This is a genomic window from Nostoc sp. TCL26-01, from assembly GCF_013393945.1.
Classification (GTDB): domain Bacteria; phylum Cyanobacteriota; class Cyanobacteriia; order Cyanobacteriales; family Nostocaceae; genus Trichormus.
The window spans coordinates 25151-44661 of record NZ_CP040297.1; the positions used below are offsets into that span (position 1 = coordinate 25151).

A 19511-nucleotide genomic window follows, 5' to 3' on the forward strand; every position below is an offset into this window, starting at 1 on the left:
CAATTGAGTCGCGTCTTTATATTCTGTACTGGTGATAGTGATGATGACTTCCGTGTTATCACTAGCTTTATCAAAGTCTATTAAGAAACTTTACAGTTTGTCGCTCAATATATTCTCTGATTAACACTAGTTGTGAGCGAAATATATTTTGAAAGTAGCTGAACAATCATCAACACACTCATGCAGTTTGAGCATGGGACAAAGCAAAAATTATCAACAGCATTATAGGGAGTGATTTCAAGCTAAATGCAGGGAAATTTACATGAAATTGATCTTCGCAGTCTCCTGCAATTAATTGAATTAGGGCAGCGAACTGGGCAATTATTGATTGAAGTTCTTAAACAGGAAAATCACGACAAAAGCGCTGGAGAATCTGAGCATTTTAGTCAATCCTCACAACAGTCGTGGTGGATTTTTTTCCTGAATGGTCAAATAATTTATTGCCAACGAGAAGATAGTAGTTTGTCACGGGTTGAAGATTGTTTGCGCTATTACCGTGTGGAGATGGGTTTAGACAAACAACAACTAGAAAGCTTAGAAAAACAGCATCCTTTAGAGTATGGCTATATTTGGGCATTATTAGACCAGAATCTGATTAACCCCAAAATGGCTGAAAATATCATCTACCGCCTGATTTGTGAAACACTTTTTGACTTACTGAGCTTAACCAATGGGAGGTTTAGTTTTCTTCAGGATATAGCGATCGCACCCCAACTTACAACCTGGGAGATTTCACCACTGGTAAGCCAAATTAGCCAACAATTACAAGAATGGTATCAGTTATCTCCTTACATCCAATCCCCAGAACAGCTACCCATATTAGCTAATACAGTTCGCTTGCACTCCTCACTCCCACAGATAACCATCGACAAACTTAAACATTGGGCTGACGGCAAAACTTCCCTACGTCAATTAGCTCGTCATCTCAACCGAGATATTTTAACAGTCGCTAAAGCCATATATCCATATACCCAGCAAGGTTGGCTCAGACTCACATCTTCTCAAACAACTCATACTCAAATACTGACAAAACCAAAAGTAAAGATATTATGTATTGACGATACAAAGACCATTTGTGCAACTGTAGAGTCAATTTTGCAACCACAAGGATATGAAGTTATCGCTTTCACCAATCCCCTAGAAGCACTGAGTTTGCTCTTTCAACTCCAACCCGATTTAATACTATGTGACCTTGCCATGCCCGAATTAGATGGTTATCAGATGTGCGCCATGTTGAGGCAATCCCAAGCTTTTCGGTATATACCGATGATTATGCTGACTAGTGAAGATAAATTTATAGATCAAATCCGAGCAAAAATGGTAGGAGCCACAGCTTATTTAACAAAACCTGTTGTTGACACTGAGTTACTTACGGTTATAAAAAAATATGTAATCTAGGGATTGGGTACTCATAACTGGGAACTGGTGAAGAAATCTATACTTTCTACCCCTGCCTTTTTCTTAGAAAACAGACTTGTTGATTTCATCAAAGATAGAGTAAAAAATGTTATCACAGAATCAACCAATTCCCAAACCACATGATTATCTATTAAAAGTTACCATTCACACAGGGAGGCGACATTTAACCAGATCAGTAAAACAACTGACAACTGACAAGCTGCAAGCGAAATAAATTAACCAAACAATAAAATTAATTTATACATTAAATTACGTGGGGAGATCAGGGAATGTTCCAAAGAGGAACGTCTACATCAGGAGGTAGATAGCCATTTATGAGTACAGTTCTGATTGTGGAAGACAGTCTTGCACAAAGGGAGATGATCACAGACCTCCTGAAAGCCAGTGGCCTAACAGTCACCCATGCCACCGACGGATTAGAAGCACTAGAGGCCATACAAACCGAACCCCCCGACTTAGTGGTTTTGGATATTGTCATGCCCCGCATGAACGGTTATGAAGTTTGCCGTCGATTAAAATCCGACCCCAAAACCCAAAATGTTCCCGTAGTCATGTGTTCTTCCAAAGGTGAAGAATTTGACCGCTACTGGGGCATGAAACAAGGTGCGGATGCTTACATAGCTAAACCGTTTCAACCAACCGAATTGGTGGGAACAGTCAAACAACTGCTGCGAGGATAAGGACGAAAACAACATGGTCAAGTTACCGGACTTTTTAAATGGCAGTGGTCAAGACCATTTCCGTCCTGAATTACAAGTAGAAAGTCCTGAAGGTGAGTTACACTTGCGATTTTACATTCCCTCGCATCAGGAGTTTGCACTACCCGCAACTGGTATTCGAGAGGTGATGGAACTGAGTCCTGACAGAATTACCCCAATTCCTAATGCTTCTCCCTTACTTTTGGGTACTCTAAATCTACGAGGTCGAGTAATTTGGGTAGCTGATTTGGGTCAATTTTTAGGAGAAGCCACTCCGTTAAACACAGACCGAGCAGAAATTCCGGTGATTGCCGTTCAAGAGCAAGACACTATTGTCGGTTTAGCTGTAGACGCAATTGGAGGTATGGACTGGCTAGATGCACAACATCTCATGCCACCTGCAAACATACCGGATACAATGGCTCCTTTTTTGCGTGGAGAGTGGTTATTAGAGCCGAAAAACAACCAGTCTCTAAGACTACTTGATCAAACAGCAATTTTACGGAGTGCAAGGTGGGCAGGATGAATATGAGAGGGGAGCAAATGGCAGCAAGTATAGACAAATACCTCGAAACTTATCAGCAGGCTTGTACAGCCTACGCGCAACAAAAATATGAAGTTGCCGCTAGTTTAGTTGATCAGGTTGTGCAGAATGTACCGGATGATCCTAATTGTCATTTATTACGAGGTCACATCTATTATGTTTTGCAGCAATATGATGTGGCAGAGTCAGAATATACAAAAGTTTTGCAATTAACTGATGATTTGGAAATTCTGGGACTTGCTAGTAATGGCTTGGAAAATATTAGCCAATGTCAACAGCTTGTACCAGAGAAAGCGACATCTGTTGATCATCAAAAACCCATAAATACTACAGATACATCAGATTTTTTATCATCTTCAATACCGGAATTAGAGGATTTAGGAGCGATAGAAGACTTTGATAGTAATAGTTTTGATTTGAATGCTTTTGCCGAACCAGTTTTAGGAGCAGTGGAAATACCTGTGGGTAGTCCATTTGCCAGTCTTTCTGACAGCATATCTTTAGATGAAACCTCAACATCTACACCAACTTTTAGTGATGATCCTTTTGCTGTAAATAAATCAGATGCAAATACTATTAGTAATCAAGACTCAGCCGAATTAGAACTGCCGATTTTTTGGCAAGAAGATAGTCTGGAACAGTCAAAAAGTGATGATAATTCTTTAGATGGTCAGGCAACTTCGGAAATTGATAAAAATACTAGTAGTGAATCACCTTTTGCCGAATTTGATACCACAAACAGTTTTATTGGTGAAGCTTCAGCTGCGGAATTTCTGAAGATAGAAGAAACTCCAGAATCTCAAAATATTGATGTAGAACCAACACCAAATATCCCAGATACTGAAGATTTAATAACTGTTAAAGAAGAAGAGAGAAACGGTGCAAAGCCTGTAGATGACGCGGCAAATATTAGTTCTGCTAATTTCTCTCAACCAGAAGCTAAAAATTGGCTAGAGGAAATAGCAGAGCAAGATAATTTTTCCCCACCGCCTAAATCTATCAACCGTGATTTTTATCCTCAAGAATCTCTGGATACAACTAGTCCTAAAGCTGATTTAAATAGCTTTGATGTTGATGAGAGTTTTGATTTCGAGGCATTTGAGTCAGCTTTTGGTTCCGAGAGTATAACTACAGATGAAGAGACGGGTAGTTTACTCCATAAAGAAAATTCTAAGAGTAATATCGAGTTTTTAGACGACTTTGATGAATTTGATGACTTAGGGAATATTCCTGGGTTTGATTTGAATGACACGGATTCTAGCTTCAGTGATGTGATGCTTTCCAGTTCTACGGAAATTAATAGCATTCCCCGCAGTCAAGCCGGAGAGGTAAGCTTAGGCAGTACAACAGGCGATCGCGATGAGGAACTGTTCACCATCACTGGTTCTCAAGAATCAGTACCCATCTTTAGCCAGTCTGAAGTTGCCAAGGTAGAAGCTAATGTCAACGTCGAACAGGGTTGGTTAGCACCGCTAGAAAATGCTTCTCTCGATGCAAAACCTTGGTTAGTAGCGGGAACAGTCGGTGTTTTCTCCGCTTTAGTGGTGGCTACAGTCAGTTTTGCCGCTACCAATTTTTCTCCCCCCCAACAACGAGAATCAGTCCGAAACACAGGTTGGGCAATGTCTTTGGCAGCTGGTGTTGCTGGTTTTGCTACAGCCGGTTTTATGGGTAATCTCACCCTCAAACAAATCCGGCGCACCACCAAAGACTTGCAAAAGCAATTTGATGCTGTGCGTCAAGGCAATTTGAATGTGCAAGCCACAGTGTTTTCGGAAGATGAATTGGGGCAATTATCGGCTGGGTTTAACGAAATGGCGCGGGTAATTTTCACTACCACCCATGAAGCCCAACGTAAAGCTGATGAACAAGAGGAAGCCAAAGAAAACTTGCAACGTCAAGTAATTCGTCTCTTAGATGATGTGGAAGGCGCAGCCAGAGGGGATTTAACTGTCCAAGCGGAAGTCACTGCCGACGTGCTGGGAGCCGTTGCCGATGCCTTTAACTTAACTATTCAAAACCTGCGGGACATTGTGCAACAGGTAAAAGTAGCGGCGAAGGAAGTAACCAAAGGGGCAACCAACTCGGAAACCTTTGCTAGAGCCTTATCTAGTGATGCTTTACGCCAAGCGGAAGAGTTAGCCGTCACCTTAAATTCTGTGCAGGTGATGACAGACTCGATTCAACGGGTGGCAGAAGCAGCACGGGAAGCAGAGAAAGTAGCTCGTGATGCTAGTACGATCGCTCTCAAAGGTGGGGAAGCAGTAGAAAATACCGTAGCGGGGATTTTGGAAATTCGGGAAACTGTCGCGGAAACAACCCGTAAGGTGAAGCGGTTGGCAGAATCTTCTCAAGAAATTTCTAAAATTGTGGCATTAATTTCGCAGATTGCCTCCCGGACTAACTTACTCGCCCTCAACGCCAGTATTGAAGCTGCCAGAGCCGGCGAAGCGGGACGAGGATTTGCGATTGTGGCAGATGAAGTCCGCCAATTAGCGGATAAATCAGCTAAATCTTTGAAAGAAATCGAACAGATTGTCATGCAAATCCAGAGCGAAACCGGCTCGGTGATGACAGCGATGGAAGAAGGTACACAACAGGTAATTAAAGGCACAAAGCTAGCGGAAGAAGCCAAGCGATCGCTAGAAAACATTATTCAAGTTGCCAATCGCATCGATATTTTGGTGCGCTCAATTACCAGTGATACCGTAGAACAAACGGAAACCTCCCGCGCCGTTGCTCAGGTAATGCAATCTGTAGAACTCACAGCCCAAGAAACTTCTCAAGAAGCCCAACGAGTTTCCGGCGCTCTCCAAAACTTAGTCGGAGTGTCCCGTGACTTGATTTCTTCTGTAGAACGTTTCCGTGTAGAAACGATGGAAACGAAGTAATTAATGGTCATTAGTTATTAGTCATTAGTCAATGGTCATTAGTCAATAGTTAGCACTCTCCGACTTCCACTCAGCACTCACTACTCAGCACTCAGCACTCACTAATTACTCACCACTTTGAATTATGCTGCCGGAACAACAACAGAGGATTTTAGGTTACTTTATTGAAGAAGCGCGGGATCACCTGAACACTATTGAGCAGGGATTGCTGAATCTTCAAAGTACCTTAAACGACCCGGAAATGGTCAACGAAGTTTTCCGGGCGGCTCACTCCATTAAAGGAGGAGCAGCGATGCTGGGACTAACTAGCATTCAGCAAACGTCCCACCGTTTAGAAGATTGTTTTAAAGTTCTCAAAGAAAATCCCATCCAAGTTGACCAAAAATTAGAGTCATTATTTCTGGGTGTCTCTGATACTCTCAAGGCATTATTAGAACATCTGAGTGGCCCTTTTGGTCTTTCAGAAGAAGCTGCTAGTAATTTAATGTCAGAAACAGAACCAGTTTTTCAATGGCTAAATGAGCATTTAGAACAACTGGTACAACAAAATGGCAGTAATACTGCTGAGAGGGCGATCGCTTCACCTGTGAGTGATAGTGTTGGTACACTGACAGAAATTTTCTTCCGTCCAAATGCGGTAACTTTAGCCGACAACAATACCAAAATATCTGTACCTCAGCCTGCACAAGTAGCTGTCATGGCTGCAACCACTAATGATCATTGGGGTGAATTCCAAGCCCAGGTTTTACAGAGATTACGCGAGATGTTGCAACTGTTTAAGCAACCAGCAACCTCAGAATCTCGACAAAATCTCCAGGAATGTTGTCAGCAATTAGCCCAACTTGGCAAAACGTGGAATCTCCCAAATTGGTCGAATTTGTGTAAAGCCGCAGCTAATGCGATCGCTAATCCAGAAAATACTTACCTGACTTTAGCCAAAATCGTCATCACAGAAATTAAACAAGCGCAAGAATTAGTCCTCAATGGGAGAGAATCGGAAATTGCCATTAGTCACCAGCTAGAAACACTCTGGGGCTTTCCCGATATGCCAATGTTGGAAATTGCCGAAAATTTACTCGGTGATGTCCCACCTACAGTTACTCAATCATTAATTTTGCCAGAAACTAAGGCAAATCCAAACGAAAAATTATCGGCAAATACTGCTAGTTCTGATGATGGAAATATTTTGGATTTGCCAGCCGATAGCGTCACTAGTCTTACAGAAATATCTGAGCAACTTGATCCCACCCCAGTCGCAGTAGAAAGTACCGCATCTGAAAAAGCGATCGCTGACAATATTTTATTTGATACTGAAGATAATTCACTCCTGTCTAATAACCGTGTAGATACTCATGGGCCGGAAGTTGGATTAGCCGAGTTAAATACTCTCGCTGATTTGTTTGAAGGTGAAACACCAGAACTAGATGAAACTTGGCAACAAGAAGAAATTTTAGAGATATCAACTACTGGTGAAGTTGCTACAGATACTAGTGTTAATGATGTTGCAGCAGTTGATAATGATCTAGCTGATTTTCTCATCCTAGATGGGGATACTCAAGCGTCTCCAAATATCACACAAACGACACAAGATTTAGGTTTACTATTTGGTGACATTTTCTTAGAAAAAGATAATTTAGAATCAGAAATTTCTCTGAAATCTGTTAGTAATAACGCCGAAATATTACCAGAAATCACCCAACAATCTCATGAATTACCGGATTCCGAGGATGTTATAGAAGAATTATTATCACTAAAAATAGATGACAATACACAACCTCATAGTGAAATAAATCCACTCGCAACATCAGAAAACTTTGATGATTTATTCTCAGGCACAGATACAAATATAAGTAGTTTAGAAGAAATTAAACTGGACGATATTCCTGAATCTCAGTTAATTACGCCATCAGAAAATTTAGAATTAGATAATCTGTTTACTGATTTTCCAGAAAATCCACCATCATTAAAAAATGAATTAGAAATTAGTGATTTATTTGACTTACCACCGATAACAGTCTTAGACTTTTCCCAAACAGATGACAATTTAGGTGATTTTTGGGTTCCAGAGATTGAAGTATCATCACAGTCAGAATTAGAATCTGTCGTCGAGCAAGATATAGCTAAAGCTCTAGAAGATAGTTTATTTGCGGCAGCAGCTTCTGGAGAAATTTTTGGAGAAAATATCCAATCTACTGCATCTGCAACAGACAATTTAGAACTGGAAGATTTCAACCTGACTTTTATCCAAGAATTTCCTTCAGAAACTGAAGATAATCTATTTGCAGATTTAACATTAGATGATCCGGTTAATACTTCTAGTGTTAGCGATCGCTCAATTGCCTCAAGCGAAATTCAAGGTTTTTCTCAACAACCAGAAGCTCTAGATTTTATTCCTGAATTTACTAATCAACCCCTAGAATTACCCTGTGGTGAGTTAGAAATGGCATCAGGTACGGGGGATTGGGAAAGTTTAGTTGCTGACTCCTCTTTACAAGAGGTTGACTTAGAAATTATTGAATTTTCTGATGCCAGCACGGAATTCAGCTTGAGTGATGATTTACTAGCATTAACTAACGAATCAACAGATATTCAATTAGCAGAAATTAGTGATGCTACAGCAGAATTCAGCTTGAGTGATAATTTACTAGCATTAACTAACGAATCAACAGATATTCAATTAGCAGAAATTAGTGATGCTACAGCAGAATTCAGCTTGAGTGATGATTTCCTGGCATTAACTAACGAATCAACAGATATTCAATTAGCAGAAATTAGTGATGCGACAGCAGAATTCAGCTTGAGTGATGATTTCCTGACTGTAGAATCTGAGCTAACAGCATTAACTGACGATGAACTTTCCCTCAATGAAGACTTAACAAGTATTGCATTTGCAGATGTGATCACTAGTGGCGAATCTGATGAAAATGTAGAAACTACAACCCTATCAACCTCAGAAGCAACCGCAGATTCACCAACGCAGCTGGTAGAGACAACACCAATATCAGAGCCGACAACAGAAAACGCCACACCAACAGCAGACACACATATTCAAGATGAATTTGCTGATTTAGAAACACTATTAGCAGTAGAAACATTCCCCAGTACTGATAATACAGCGATCGCCTCTGATGATTTCGCAGCCCTAGAAGCCTTGCTGGTGGAAGAAAATCACCTAGAACCTGTAAATCATCAGCCACCTGCGGTAACGCCAGCACCTGTAGAGCAGTTTATCTCAGCAAACACTAGCAATAGCAATTCATCGCTAGATTTAGGAGATGACTTTGGTGATCTAGAAAAACTCCTAGCAGAAGCAGATCAAACTATATCCCACTCATCACCCACCAAGCCAATTACAGGTAAAATCTCACGAACTTCCACTCGTCGCAGTGCGAGATTTGAAGAGACAATGAAAGTGCCAGTCAAACAACTGGATGACATGAGTAACTTGGTAGGTGAATTAGTAGTCAATCGCAACACCCTAGAGCAAGATCATGAACGTTTGCGACAATCTCTAGATAACTTGTTGGTGCAAGTGCAACAGCTCTCAGATGTAGGCGCAAGGATGCAAGAATTGTATGAGCGATCGCTTCTAGAAGCATCTTTGCTGGCTAGTCGCAAAACTAGAGAAGTCGCTTACCAAGCACCTGAAGCTGAGACAGATAGGGGTTTTAGCGAATTAGAAATGGATCGTTTTACCCCCTTCCACACCTTGTCACAAGAAATGATTGAACTAATTGTCAGAGTGCGGGAGTCAGCCAGTGACATTGATTTTGTCACCGAAGAAACCGAACGAGTCGCTAGACAATTCCGGCAAGTTACCACCCAACTACAAGAAGGACTCACACGCGCCCGCATGGTTCCCTTTTCTCAAACCATCGATCGCTTGCGGCGGGGTGTGCGAGATAATGCCATCAAGTTTGGTAAACAAGTCGAGTTAGTGATTGAAGGTGGAGATACCTTGATTGACAAGATGATTTTAGATCATCTGATTGATCCATTAACTCATATGTTGAATAATGCGATCGCCCACGGGATTGAAACCCCAGAAGTCAGGCAAGCCGCAGGTAAAGCACCAGTAGGAATCATTACCATCCGTGCTTTTCACCAAGGCAACCAAACCGTAATTTCCGTGGGTGATGATGGTGCAGGCATTGATACAGAAAGGATTAAAGTCAAAGCTGTTCAGATTGGCATGATGACACCACAGCAGGCGAGAACCATTTCCCGGCTGGAAATTTACGACTTACTCTTCCAAGCAGGTTTTAGTACCAAAGACGAAGCCGATGAAATTTCTGGTCGTGGTGTGGGCATGGATGTGGTACGCTCGGAAATTAGCGAAATTCGTGGCGCAGTCAACACAGATTCTGCTGTAGGCAAAGGAACTACCTTTACAATTCGCCTACCACTGACATTGAGTATTTGTAAAGCCTTATGTTGCGTCTCAGATAAAGCCCGGATTGCTTTCCCGATGGATGGTGTCGAAGATACCCTGGATATACCCACCAAAAATGTCCAACACAATGCTGATGGACAATCGTTTATCTCTTGGCGAGATACAGTCTTACCATTCAAACCTTTAAAAGAACTGTTAACCTTTAATCGTCAGCTGAGTCGCGGTAACGTCTACGGTGGCAACCGAGATGATGATATGATTTCTGTTGTCGTCGTGCGATCGGGAAATACATTAATTGCTCTCCAGATAGACCAAGTATTGAGTGAGCAAGAAATTGTCATTAAGCAATTTGAAAGCCCAGCGCCAAAACCGATTGGTGTTGCCGGTGCTACAGTCTTAGGTGATGGTCGCATCATGCCCATCGCTGATGTATTAGAAATTATCGATATCTTCCAAGGACGAATGTCCAAGCACAATGGTGGTACACTTTGGCCGCAACAAGCACCACCCAGCGTCCCAGAAGCACCCATTGAGAAAATTGATCCGACAGTATTGATTGTCGATGACTCCATCACCGTCCGAGAATTACTTTCACTCACCTTCAACAAATCAGGCTACCGTGTTGAACAAGCCCGTGATGGACAAGAAGCCTGGGATAAACTCCGTTCTGGGCTACCTTGCGATATCGTCTTCTGCGACATCGAAATGCCCCGTTGCGACGGACTGGAATTACTCTCACGGATTCAAAAAGACTCTAACCTCAACCATCTACCTATTGCTATGCTCACCTCTAGAGGTGCAGACAAACACAGGCAAATGGCCATTCAACTCGGTGCTAGTGGCTACTTTACCAAGCCTTACTTAGAAGAAGCTTTACTAGAAGCCGCAGTCAGAATGCTCAAAGGAGAGAAGTTAGTAAATACGTAGTCATAGCTGATAGACATCTGGTGAAAATGAATGTAGAGACGTTGCAGTGCAACGTCTCTACAAGGATTTCGGGCAACGCAGAATTAATTTCTACCAGATGTCTAATACCTAAACTCTGTCAATATGCCCCAATACGGTTCAGCTATTCTAAAGATAAAACTAGTCTGGCTCTGGGTTTGACACATCCAGCAATGCCTGCGGTGTTTGCTAGCCTACGCTAATCGCTGCTTCTGCCATCTAGAAACATTTGCTTCTACTGCGCCGTAAATTATATCATATTTTTGCGGAAATTGGCTAAATGTAAGAGGCTGAGGCTTTGGATTTAAAGATTAAAATAGGGTTAGTAAAGATAGAGTTTACTTGATTGGCAGGTTCTATGATGACTTTACAAGAAATTATTAATTCTATTGAAAGTTTGCCCACAGAAGATCGAGAGTATTTATTTGAGTTTCTTCGCCAGCAACGAATTGAGAATCGGCAGGTTGAAATTTTGGCTAATGCTCAGGAAGTGATGCAGGCTTTTAAGGATGGTACAGCCAACAGAGGAAGCGTTGATGATTTGATCACTGATTTACTAGGAGATGATGATTGAAGTTGTCTGGAGTAGTGGATTTAAGGGGTCTTTTAGGAAGATTACAAAGGAAAACCCGCAATTAAAGAATCAAATTGTTAATGTATTAAGGCTTTTGGCAGATGATCCATTTACACCGTCTTTGAAGTCTCATAAGTTAACAGGAAATTTAGCGGGGTTATGGTCTTGTTCTGTTGCTTATGATTGTAGAATTATCTTTAATTTGTCTGAGGATGATAAGTTATTAGAAATGATTATTTTATTGATTGATATTGGTAGCCATGATGAAGTTTATTAAATGGTAAAATAGAGACTCAAGCTTTGATGTAGAGATTAAAACTAATATTCTCTCAGAGCCAGCACGCCCTATTCCTAATGTCAACGTTTTGCACAAACTAGATATTCATAAATCAGAAGTTGCCGTTTCTAGTGTTGTTGTTCATGAACTTTTACATGGCTCGAAAATTGCTATCATTTTTCCCTAATAGCGGATACGTGGGTCAACATAAGCATTGAGAATATCAATCAAAATACTTGCCCCAACAACGATCGCCCCAAAAAATACCAACACACCTTGGACTGTGGGATAATCGCGATCGGAGATGGCTTGATATAGTCTATTGGCTAACCCCGGCCAGGAAAATGTCACTTCGGTTAAAATCGCACCACCCAGCAAAGACGCAAAGGTTAACCCTAAAACCGTAATCACGGGAATTAAGGCATTCTTCAAAGCATGAGACACTAAGATTTTATTTTCCTCAATCCCTCTAGCCCTCGCTGCTTCTACATAGTCAGATTTGAGGGTTTGCTTTAAATTAACACGGACAATGCGCTCAAAAATGCCACTGAGCAAAATTCCTAAAGTCAGGCTGGGAAGTGCTAGATGGTGCAAGGATGCGAAAAATTGACTAAAGTTACCAGCAAATAGACTATCAAGGGTGTATAGTCCAGTGATGGGATTAGGCGCAGGGAGATTTGGCGGAAAACGGTTGGAATTGGGAAACCAACCCAATTGTACAGAGAAAATCAACTGTAACAGCATTCCTGCCCAAAACATCGGTAGGGCGTAGGTGATAATGCCAAACAAGCGTCCACCAAGATCAAATGAGGTTCCAGGACGGGAAGCGGAAAGTGTACCTACGAAAATTCCCACCATCAGCGCTACAGCCATACTAAAGACTGCTAACTCTACTGTCGCGGGAAAATATTGTCCAATAATATTCCAAACGTGCTGTCCCCGACTTGTGAGAGATGTACCTAAATCAAATCGCAGCAAAGCACCTAAATAATTGAGATACTGTACCCATATAGGTAGGTTTAAACCTAGTTGTTCGCGTAATTGCTGTTTAGCACTCTCTGGCGCACGTCCACCCAAAATTGCATCGGCTGGATCTCCTGGCGTAGCTCTGAGTAAAAGAAATACAATTGTAATGATGGTTAAAAGTTGCAGTGGCGCAAACAGTAACCGAGAGACGATGTAATATTGCAGCGCTTTTGAGCGAGACATAGGCGGATGTGTAGTCAAATATATTTTTCTTTGTGTCTTTGTGTCTTTGTGTTTAAAAGGTAATTTTTATACCACAGAGGCACGAAGACACAGAGAAATGTAGCAAAACTTATTGTTGACCTTTGACTATTGACTTATAAACGAGATTTTGGGTTGGGTCAAGTTGTACGTTATTTACACCTTTTTGGGCAAATACATAGTCTTTGCTTTGCCATAGGGGAATGTAGGGGACATCAGTTGACAATTGTGTTTGGATTTGGGTAAATATTTTCTGACGGTTGGCAGGATTTTGTTCTTGACGTTGCTGATCAATTAGTTTGTTGACTGCTTCGCTATAGTAAAAAGAACCTTGAGCTTGACTCGCACCTTCTTCACATCCTTTAGCTACTGACCCTTTTTGACAAGCTAAGAATGGCTGTACATAGTTATCTGCGTCTAAAAAGTCAGGATACCAATCAACTAAAGCTGCTGGATATAAACCCTTGGAAATGTCTTTATAAAAAGTCGGGCCTTCCACGGTGCTGACTTCAAATTGCAGTATACCATCCATATTTTGATCAGCGATCGCTTTCAATGTCTGGGCTGCTAAATTACGAGTAGCTGAACTAGATGGATACCAAATTTGCACTTTTGCCGGATTTTCCTTAGAAAAACCAGCCGCAGTTAACAATTGTTTCCCTTTGTCATAGTTAGCATCACCATATTTATCTTTAAATACTGGTTGAGAAACATTTAAAGTCTTAGGAATTAAGCTATAAAGTGGTTCAGCTTGACCAAATAAAGCGCGTTGATTTAACAGTTCACGGTCAAGAATTGTCGCTATGGCTTGTCTGACTTCTAGTTTATCTAAAGGCTTTTGATTGCGATTTAATGCCATAAATGTCACAACGCTACCTTGTGCCGTAATCGCTTGCCAATCTCCTTTTTTCGCACTGTCTTCTAAACTGCGAATTTGGTCTGGTTGTAAGGAAAGGTAAGCTACATCAACTGCACCAGTCCGAAAGGCATTAAATAAGTTAACTGGACTAGTTTGAATTTGCACATTCACACCTTTATTTTGTGGTTTTTCTCCCCAATATTTGTCAAATAAATCAAAGCGTAATGAATCTGTACCATACTGGGCTAATTTATAAGGCCCAGTCCCGACAAAAGTATCTGGTTTAAATTTCCCTGCGCCAATTTCATAAGCTGTGGGGGAAACTGCACACACCCCAGAAAATGCTAATAAGGAGGGAAACGCGGCAAAGGGTTTTTTCAGTTTGATTGTCAGTTCATTCTCACCTGTAGCTTTCACCGAATCTACAGTATCTGCTAGTAAGAAAGAGGGTTTGCCTTTATTCTCAATGAAGCGGCGGATGCTAAACTCCATTGCTTTAGCATTAAAGGGGGTTCCGTCATGAAAAACTACGCCTTGACGTAGGGGTATAGCATAAGTTAATCCATCTTGGCTGACTTTTGGTAGTGCTGTCGCCAATTGTGGCTGAATTTCGGTACTACCTGGTTCATAAGTATAAAGGCGATCGCTCATATTAAACACCAAACCCAAAGATGCTGGTTCATAAGCATCCGCCGGATCTAAAGTCCTGGGCTTGAGGGTTGTGCCTACAGTAATCCGACCATCCCCTGTGGGGGTATTATTAGAACTAGTTGTGGGTGTATTTGTCTGTGAACGAGGCGCACAACTGATAACTAAAAATAAACAGAGACAGAATAAAGAGCAAAATTTTGTGATCTGACTCCACTGTCTTGTGGAAAAAGCAAACCCGGTCATAAAATCCCAATTTTTGAAAATAATGGTCAGCAATTATACTATATAAATCGCTTTTATATGTTATTCCTCACTAGCCAGTTAGGCGATCGCTTCATCGCATTTTGCGCATAAATCTTAATAATTTCAGCAACATAAATTCAATACTCTTCAGCCAGAGTATAATTTTTTGCCTCTAAAGTCTGGAAGTTTTCAAGTTAATTAATTTTACCTTGATCTTATCTTAGCTGTAAGACTCATATTTTATTTTAGAAATACACGTAGAGTGTATTAGCATCAGGGTAATGCACTTAAAGCAAGGCTTCTGGTACGTTACCACTTATGCCGAACACACCCTATATAATACTGAAAAATAGATGATTTCGACTTAGGGAAATTTTCTGTTTTTGAGTAGAACTATCGTAAATTTATATTTGTCAGGGATATTGTCGGCATCCGAATTTAGGAAATATAGCATCACCTAAAATTAATCATAATAACGTAAGTTACTAGTTATCAATATCAGGACTGGTAATAGGTAACGAGTAATGGGTAAGAATTGATTTCTCTCAATTAGGAATTAGCAATTACCAATTACCGCCACCAGAAACTACATCTACATCACTAGCAACTTGGGTTAATGGCTTGATTAATAAATCTCATGTTTATAAATCATCAACTCCAGATGATAAATAGACTGTAAACAGCAGATTAAAAGTCAAAAAAGTGAGACTAAAACTGTGAAATATTTCTTTCTCTCTGAAGGATGGATTATTGGTAGAGTGTGGGCATCTGATGGATTATGGCAGATAACCGCCTGGAGACGACCACCGGATATTCAGCGTCTCAACATTTGTCTAGTGGAAAACAACGAGTTGATGTGGCTCTACCGCACAGAAGAAGTTGTCATCACTGTAGAAGTAAAGCCAATTACATCATCCACCGTTAGCCAAACCATCGGCCAAGTAGTACTAAAGCGCTTAATCACAGCCGAACAAGTCATAGAACGCCTTGGTACAGCTGAGGCAAAATGCCATTTGCAAAATATCCATTTAGTAGTTCAGTAGTTCAGAAACAGTAGAGACGTTGCATTGCAAAGTCTCTACATAATTTACGTGTATCATGATTAACATGAAATGCTGTGAGTGTAAGGATGTCAGCAAGAAAACCCCACTCATCACTCAGCACTACCTCATCCCCATTTGTAAAGATTCTTAAACACATAAAAAATCAGTCATAACGCTGATGTGTAGCAGGATAAATCCTACTGGCTACGCGATCGCATCGACTGACCCGCTTGCAAACAGTTCCATCAATAGTTACACTTTTTAAAACATTCTCATTTTTACTTGGCGATCGCTACACTACAGGATTAATCCCCCGGAGTGATTTAGCAGTTGCTAAAAAACCACTGTCTGAAGCTCACTAGATTCAGATATGGTCAGGATCAGACTCTGGTAATAAAAAAATTCAGAGAAGTCCGAGGTGAGGCTTCCAACCTTGGAACCTTAAAGTAAGAAAATTGTTTTGTAAACATAACTCATCGAGGAGGAGCGTAGTCGATGGGACTACCCTGGTACCGAGTACACACAGTTGTTCTGAATGATCCAGGGCGACTGATTTCTGTACACTTGATGCACACAGCCCTGGTGGCAGGCTGGGCTGGTTCGATGGCACTATACGAACTAGCTATTTATGACCCCAGTGATCCAGTTCTTAACCCCATGTGGCGACAAGGGATGTTCGTATTACCCTTCCTGTCGCGCTTAGGTGTTACCCAATCTTGGGGCGGTTGGAGCGTGACTGGTGGCCCAGCAACTGACCCTGGTTTCTGGTCTTTTGAAGGTGTAGCCGCAGCTCACATCGTTCTTTCTGGTTTATTATTCCTAGCTGCCGTTTGGCACTGGGTTTACTGGGATTTGGAACTCTTTAGAGATCCTCGTACTGGTGAACCTGCTTTAGATTTGCCAAAAATGTTTGGCATTCACCTGTTCTTATCTGGTTTACTTTGCTTCGGTTTTGGTGCTTTCCACCTGACAGGTTTATTCGGGCCAGGAATGTGGGTTTCTGACCCCTATGGCGTGACAGGGAGCGTGCAGCCAGTAGCACCAGAATGGGGGCCAGATGGGTTTAACCCATTTAACCCTGGTGGTGTAGTAGCTCACCACATTGCCGCAGGTATCGTAGGTATTATTGCTGGTTTATTCCACCTGACTGTGAGACCACCCGAAAGACTGTACAAAGCTCTACGGATGGGTAACATTGAAACCGTACTTTCCAGTAGTATTGCGGCAGTGTTCTTTGCAGCTTTCGTGGTTGCAGGTACTATGTGGTATGGTAACGCTACCACACCCATCGAACTGTTTGGCCCCACCCGTTATCAATGGGATCAAGGCTACTTCCGTCAGGAAATTGACCGTCGTGTCCAAAATAGCGTAGCTCAAGGTGCAAGCCTTTCCGAAGCTTGGGCGCAAATTCCTGAAAAACTAGCTTTCTATGATTATGTCGGCAATAGCCCCGCTAAAGGTGGTCTATTCCGTACAGGGCCTATGGTTAAGGGTGATGGCATTGCCCAATCTTGGCAAGGTCATGCAGTGTTCAAAGATTCTGAAGGCAGAGAATTGACTGTACGTCGTCTGCCTAACTTCTTTGAAACTTTCCCAGTGATTTTGACCGATGCTGATGGTATTGTCCGCGCTGACATCCCCTTCCGTCGGGCAGAATCTAAGTATAGCTTTGAGCAATCTGGCGTAACTGTCAGCTTCTACGGTGGCGATTTGAATGGTAAAACCTTTACTGATCCTGCCGAAGTGAAGAAATATGCTCGTAAGGCTCAAGGTGGAGAAATATTTGAATTTGATCGAGAAACCTTAAACTCTGATGGTGTATTCCGGACATCTCCTAGAGGTTGGTTTACCTTTGGTCATGCTGTATTCGCTCTACTATTCTTCTTTGGTCACCTCTGGCACGGCGCTCGGACAATCTACCGAGACGTATTCGCTGGTGTGGATGCGGATCTAGAAGAACAAGTAGAATGGGGTCTATTCCAGAAAGTTGGTGATAAATCAACCCGCCGGAAGGAAGCTCTCTAATTTTCAGTGCTGATTTATGAGTAACGAGTACTGAGTTCAGCTTCATTACTCAGGACTCAGCACTCAGCACTCACAACTTTAATTACTCGCTGGACAAGCAGGAGTTTTTAATATGGAAAGCGTAGCTTACATTTTGATTTTGACCCTAGCATTAGGTGTTCTCTTTTTTGCGATCGCATTCCGCGAACCTCCCCGCATTAATAGAGAAGAAGAAAAGTAAGGTAGTCAATACCCAGCTTTTAAAGTTCCATAAAACTAATATCCGTCGTTTTTCTCAAAAAAACGGCGGACATTTTAATTCTTAGCTTCACTCATAAAATTAGGACTTACGCTGGAAACCCCCACAAACGGCTGGCTGCTTTTGAGCATTGACTATTGACTATTGTGTAAGTTCTAAAAATATTCAACATAAATTTATTACTCAAAATGTCTGATTCAGGATCTAAAGCTCAGTAATAAGCTGATGTAGAGAATAATAGATTCTTTTTGATTGAGAAATTTATTAATAAACAATCTACAAAAAATCGTGATATAATTGTATGTCTGGAAGTTGATATGTGTTAACACTAGGTTTTCTGCGCTAGCATTAGACAAAGATACAGTTGTACACTACCACTCAGGCAGTTGCATACACATCGCAATTATGGCATAACCTTTACGGAGACTAGAACCAGGAACACAACAGCATGGTCAATCAGAACTTAACCGCTACTGAAATTGGATTTACTCACGAGGATTTCGCTGCCCTACTTGACAAGTATGACTATCACTTCAGCCCTGGTGACGTTGTCCCAGGTACAGTCTTTAGTATAGAACCGCGCGGCGCTCTGATTGACATAGGTGCTAAAACAGCAGCATATATACCCATTCAAGAAATGTCCATCAACCGGGTAGATGCCCCGGAAGAGGTATTACAATCCAACGAAACACGGGAATTTTTCATCCTCACCGATGAAAACGAAGATGGACAACTCACACTTTCCATCCGGCGGATCGAATATATGCGCGCTTGGGAGCGTGTAAGACAGTTGCAAGCAGAAGATGCCACTGTACGCTCCGGTGTATTCGCTACGAACCGTGGTGGAGCCTTGGTGAGAATTGAAGGATTGCGTGGCTTTATTCCTGGTTCTCACATCAGTACCCGTAAACCCAAAGAAGAATTAGTCGGCGAAGAATTACCCCTAAAATTCTTAGAAGTAGACGAAGAACGTAACCGCCTAGTTCTATCTCATCGTCGCGCCTTAGTTGAGCGCAAGATGAACCGCCTAGAAGTAGGGGAAGTGGTAATCGGTACAGTTCGCGGTATTAAACCTTATGGTGCATTCATCGATATTGGTGGTGTGAGTGGTTTGTTACACATCTCCGAAATATCCCATGAGCATATCGACACACCCCATAGCGTGTTCAATGTCAATGACGAAGTGAAAGTCATGATTATTGACTTGGATGCGGAAAGAGGCAGAATTTCACTGTCTACCAAACAGCTAGAACCAGAACCCGGAGACATGATCAAAAACCGTGATTTGGTTTACGATAAAGCCGAAGAAATGGCAGCTAAATACCGAGAACAACTGCTGGCTAAACAGCAAGGTATTCCTGTAGCGGCTGAAGTTGAAGCTGTAGAAGATATTGCTGTTGAAGTAGAAGAAGAAATTCCACCCGCTACTGAAGAATTAGAAGTAGAAGAAGAAATTCCAGCAGCGATCGAAGAGTAATATTGAT

13 protein-coding genes are annotated in these 19511 nt (G+C 41.7%); 11 read left to right on the plus strand and 2 right to left on the minus strand.

Going from position 1 to position 19511, the window contains the following annotated elements; genetic code table 11:
• Positions 1-246: 246 nt before the first annotated feature.
• From FD725_RS00125 to FD725_RS00155, 7 genes are all read left to right on the plus strand, one after another.
• Entirely contained in the window at positions 247-1398 is a 1152-nt protein-coding gene (locus FD725_RS00125) for a response regulator (protein ID WP_179046255.1), read from the plus strand.
• Positions 1399-1733: 335 nt separating this feature from the next.
• A complete protein-coding gene (locus tag FD725_RS00130) occupies positions 1734-2099 on the plus strand; it encodes a response regulator transcription factor (protein ID WP_015139860.1) in 366 nt (121 codons plus the stop codon).
• A gap of 13 nt (positions 2100-2112) precedes the next feature.
• Positions 2113-2643 carry a chemotaxis protein CheW gene (locus FD725_RS00135; RefSeq protein ID WP_179046256.1) on the plus strand — a complete coding sequence of 177 codons (531 nt, stop codon included), beginning with the start codon at positions 2113-2115 and terminating at the stop codon, positions 2641-2643.
• Positions 2644-2660: 17 nt separating this feature from the next.
• Positions 2661-5552 (plus strand): methyl-accepting chemotaxis protein, encoded by a 2892-nt coding sequence (locus tag FD725_RS00140; protein WP_179046257.1) that lies wholly within the window; start codon positions 2661-2663, stop codon positions 5550-5552.
• Between the two features lie 124 nt (positions 5553-5676).
• A complete protein-coding gene (locus FD725_RS00145) occupies positions 5677-10872 on the plus strand; it encodes a response regulator (RefSeq protein WP_179046258.1) in 5196 nt (1731 codons plus the stop codon).
• 376 nt (positions 10873-11248) lie between these two features.
• Positions 11249-11464, plus strand: coding sequence for a hypothetical protein (locus tag FD725_RS00150; RefSeq protein ID WP_179046259.1), 216 nt, complete (start codon positions 11249-11251; stop codon positions 11462-11464).
• Positions 11460-11741, plus strand: coding sequence for a type II toxin-antitoxin system YafQ family toxin (locus tag FD725_RS00155; protein WP_179051362.1), 282 nt, complete (start codon positions 11460-11462; stop codon positions 11739-11741). Before FD725_RS00150 ends, FD725_RS00155 begins: the two co-directional genes overlap by 5 nt.
• A gap of 183 nt (positions 11742-11924) precedes the next feature.
• Here FD725_RS00155 and FD725_RS00160 read toward each other — a convergent pair whose 3' ends face one another.
• A complete protein-coding gene (locus FD725_RS00160; protein WP_179046260.1) occupies positions 11925-12950 on the minus strand; it encodes an ABC transporter permease in 1026 nt (341 codons plus the stop codon).
• Positions 12951-13059: 109 nt separating this feature from the next.
• Complete coding sequence (locus tag FD725_RS00165) at positions 13060-14721, minus strand: ABC transporter substrate-binding protein (RefSeq protein WP_179046261.1); 1662 nt, start codon at positions 14719-14721, stop codon at positions 13060-13062.
• Between the two features lie 716 nt (positions 14722-15437).
• Between FD725_RS00165 and FD725_RS00170 the strand changes: the two genes are divergently transcribed.
• From FD725_RS00170 to FD725_RS00185, 4 genes are all read left to right on the plus strand, one after another.
• Positions 15438-15764, plus strand: coding sequence for a hypothetical protein (locus FD725_RS00170; protein ID WP_179046262.1), 327 nt, complete (start codon positions 15438-15440; stop codon positions 15762-15764).
• A gap of 495 nt (positions 15765-16259) precedes the next feature.
• Positions 16260-17789, plus strand: coding sequence for a photosystem II chlorophyll-binding protein CP47 (psbB, locus tag FD725_RS00175; protein ID WP_179046263.1), 1530 nt, complete (start codon positions 16260-16262; stop codon positions 17787-17789).
• 112 nt (positions 17790-17901) lie between these two features.
• Positions 17902-18009: a photosystem II reaction center protein T gene (locus tag FD725_RS00180; RefSeq protein WP_179046264.1), complete on the plus strand. Its 108-nt coding sequence runs from the start codon at positions 17902-17904 to the stop codon at positions 18007-18009.
• A 466-nt stretch (positions 18010-18475) separates the two neighbouring features.
• Positions 18476-19504: a 30S ribosomal protein S1 gene (locus FD725_RS00185; protein WP_179046265.1), complete on the plus strand. Its 1029-nt coding sequence runs from the start codon at positions 18476-18478 to the stop codon at positions 19502-19504.
• The last annotated feature ends 7 nt before the right edge of the window (positions 19505-19511 follow it).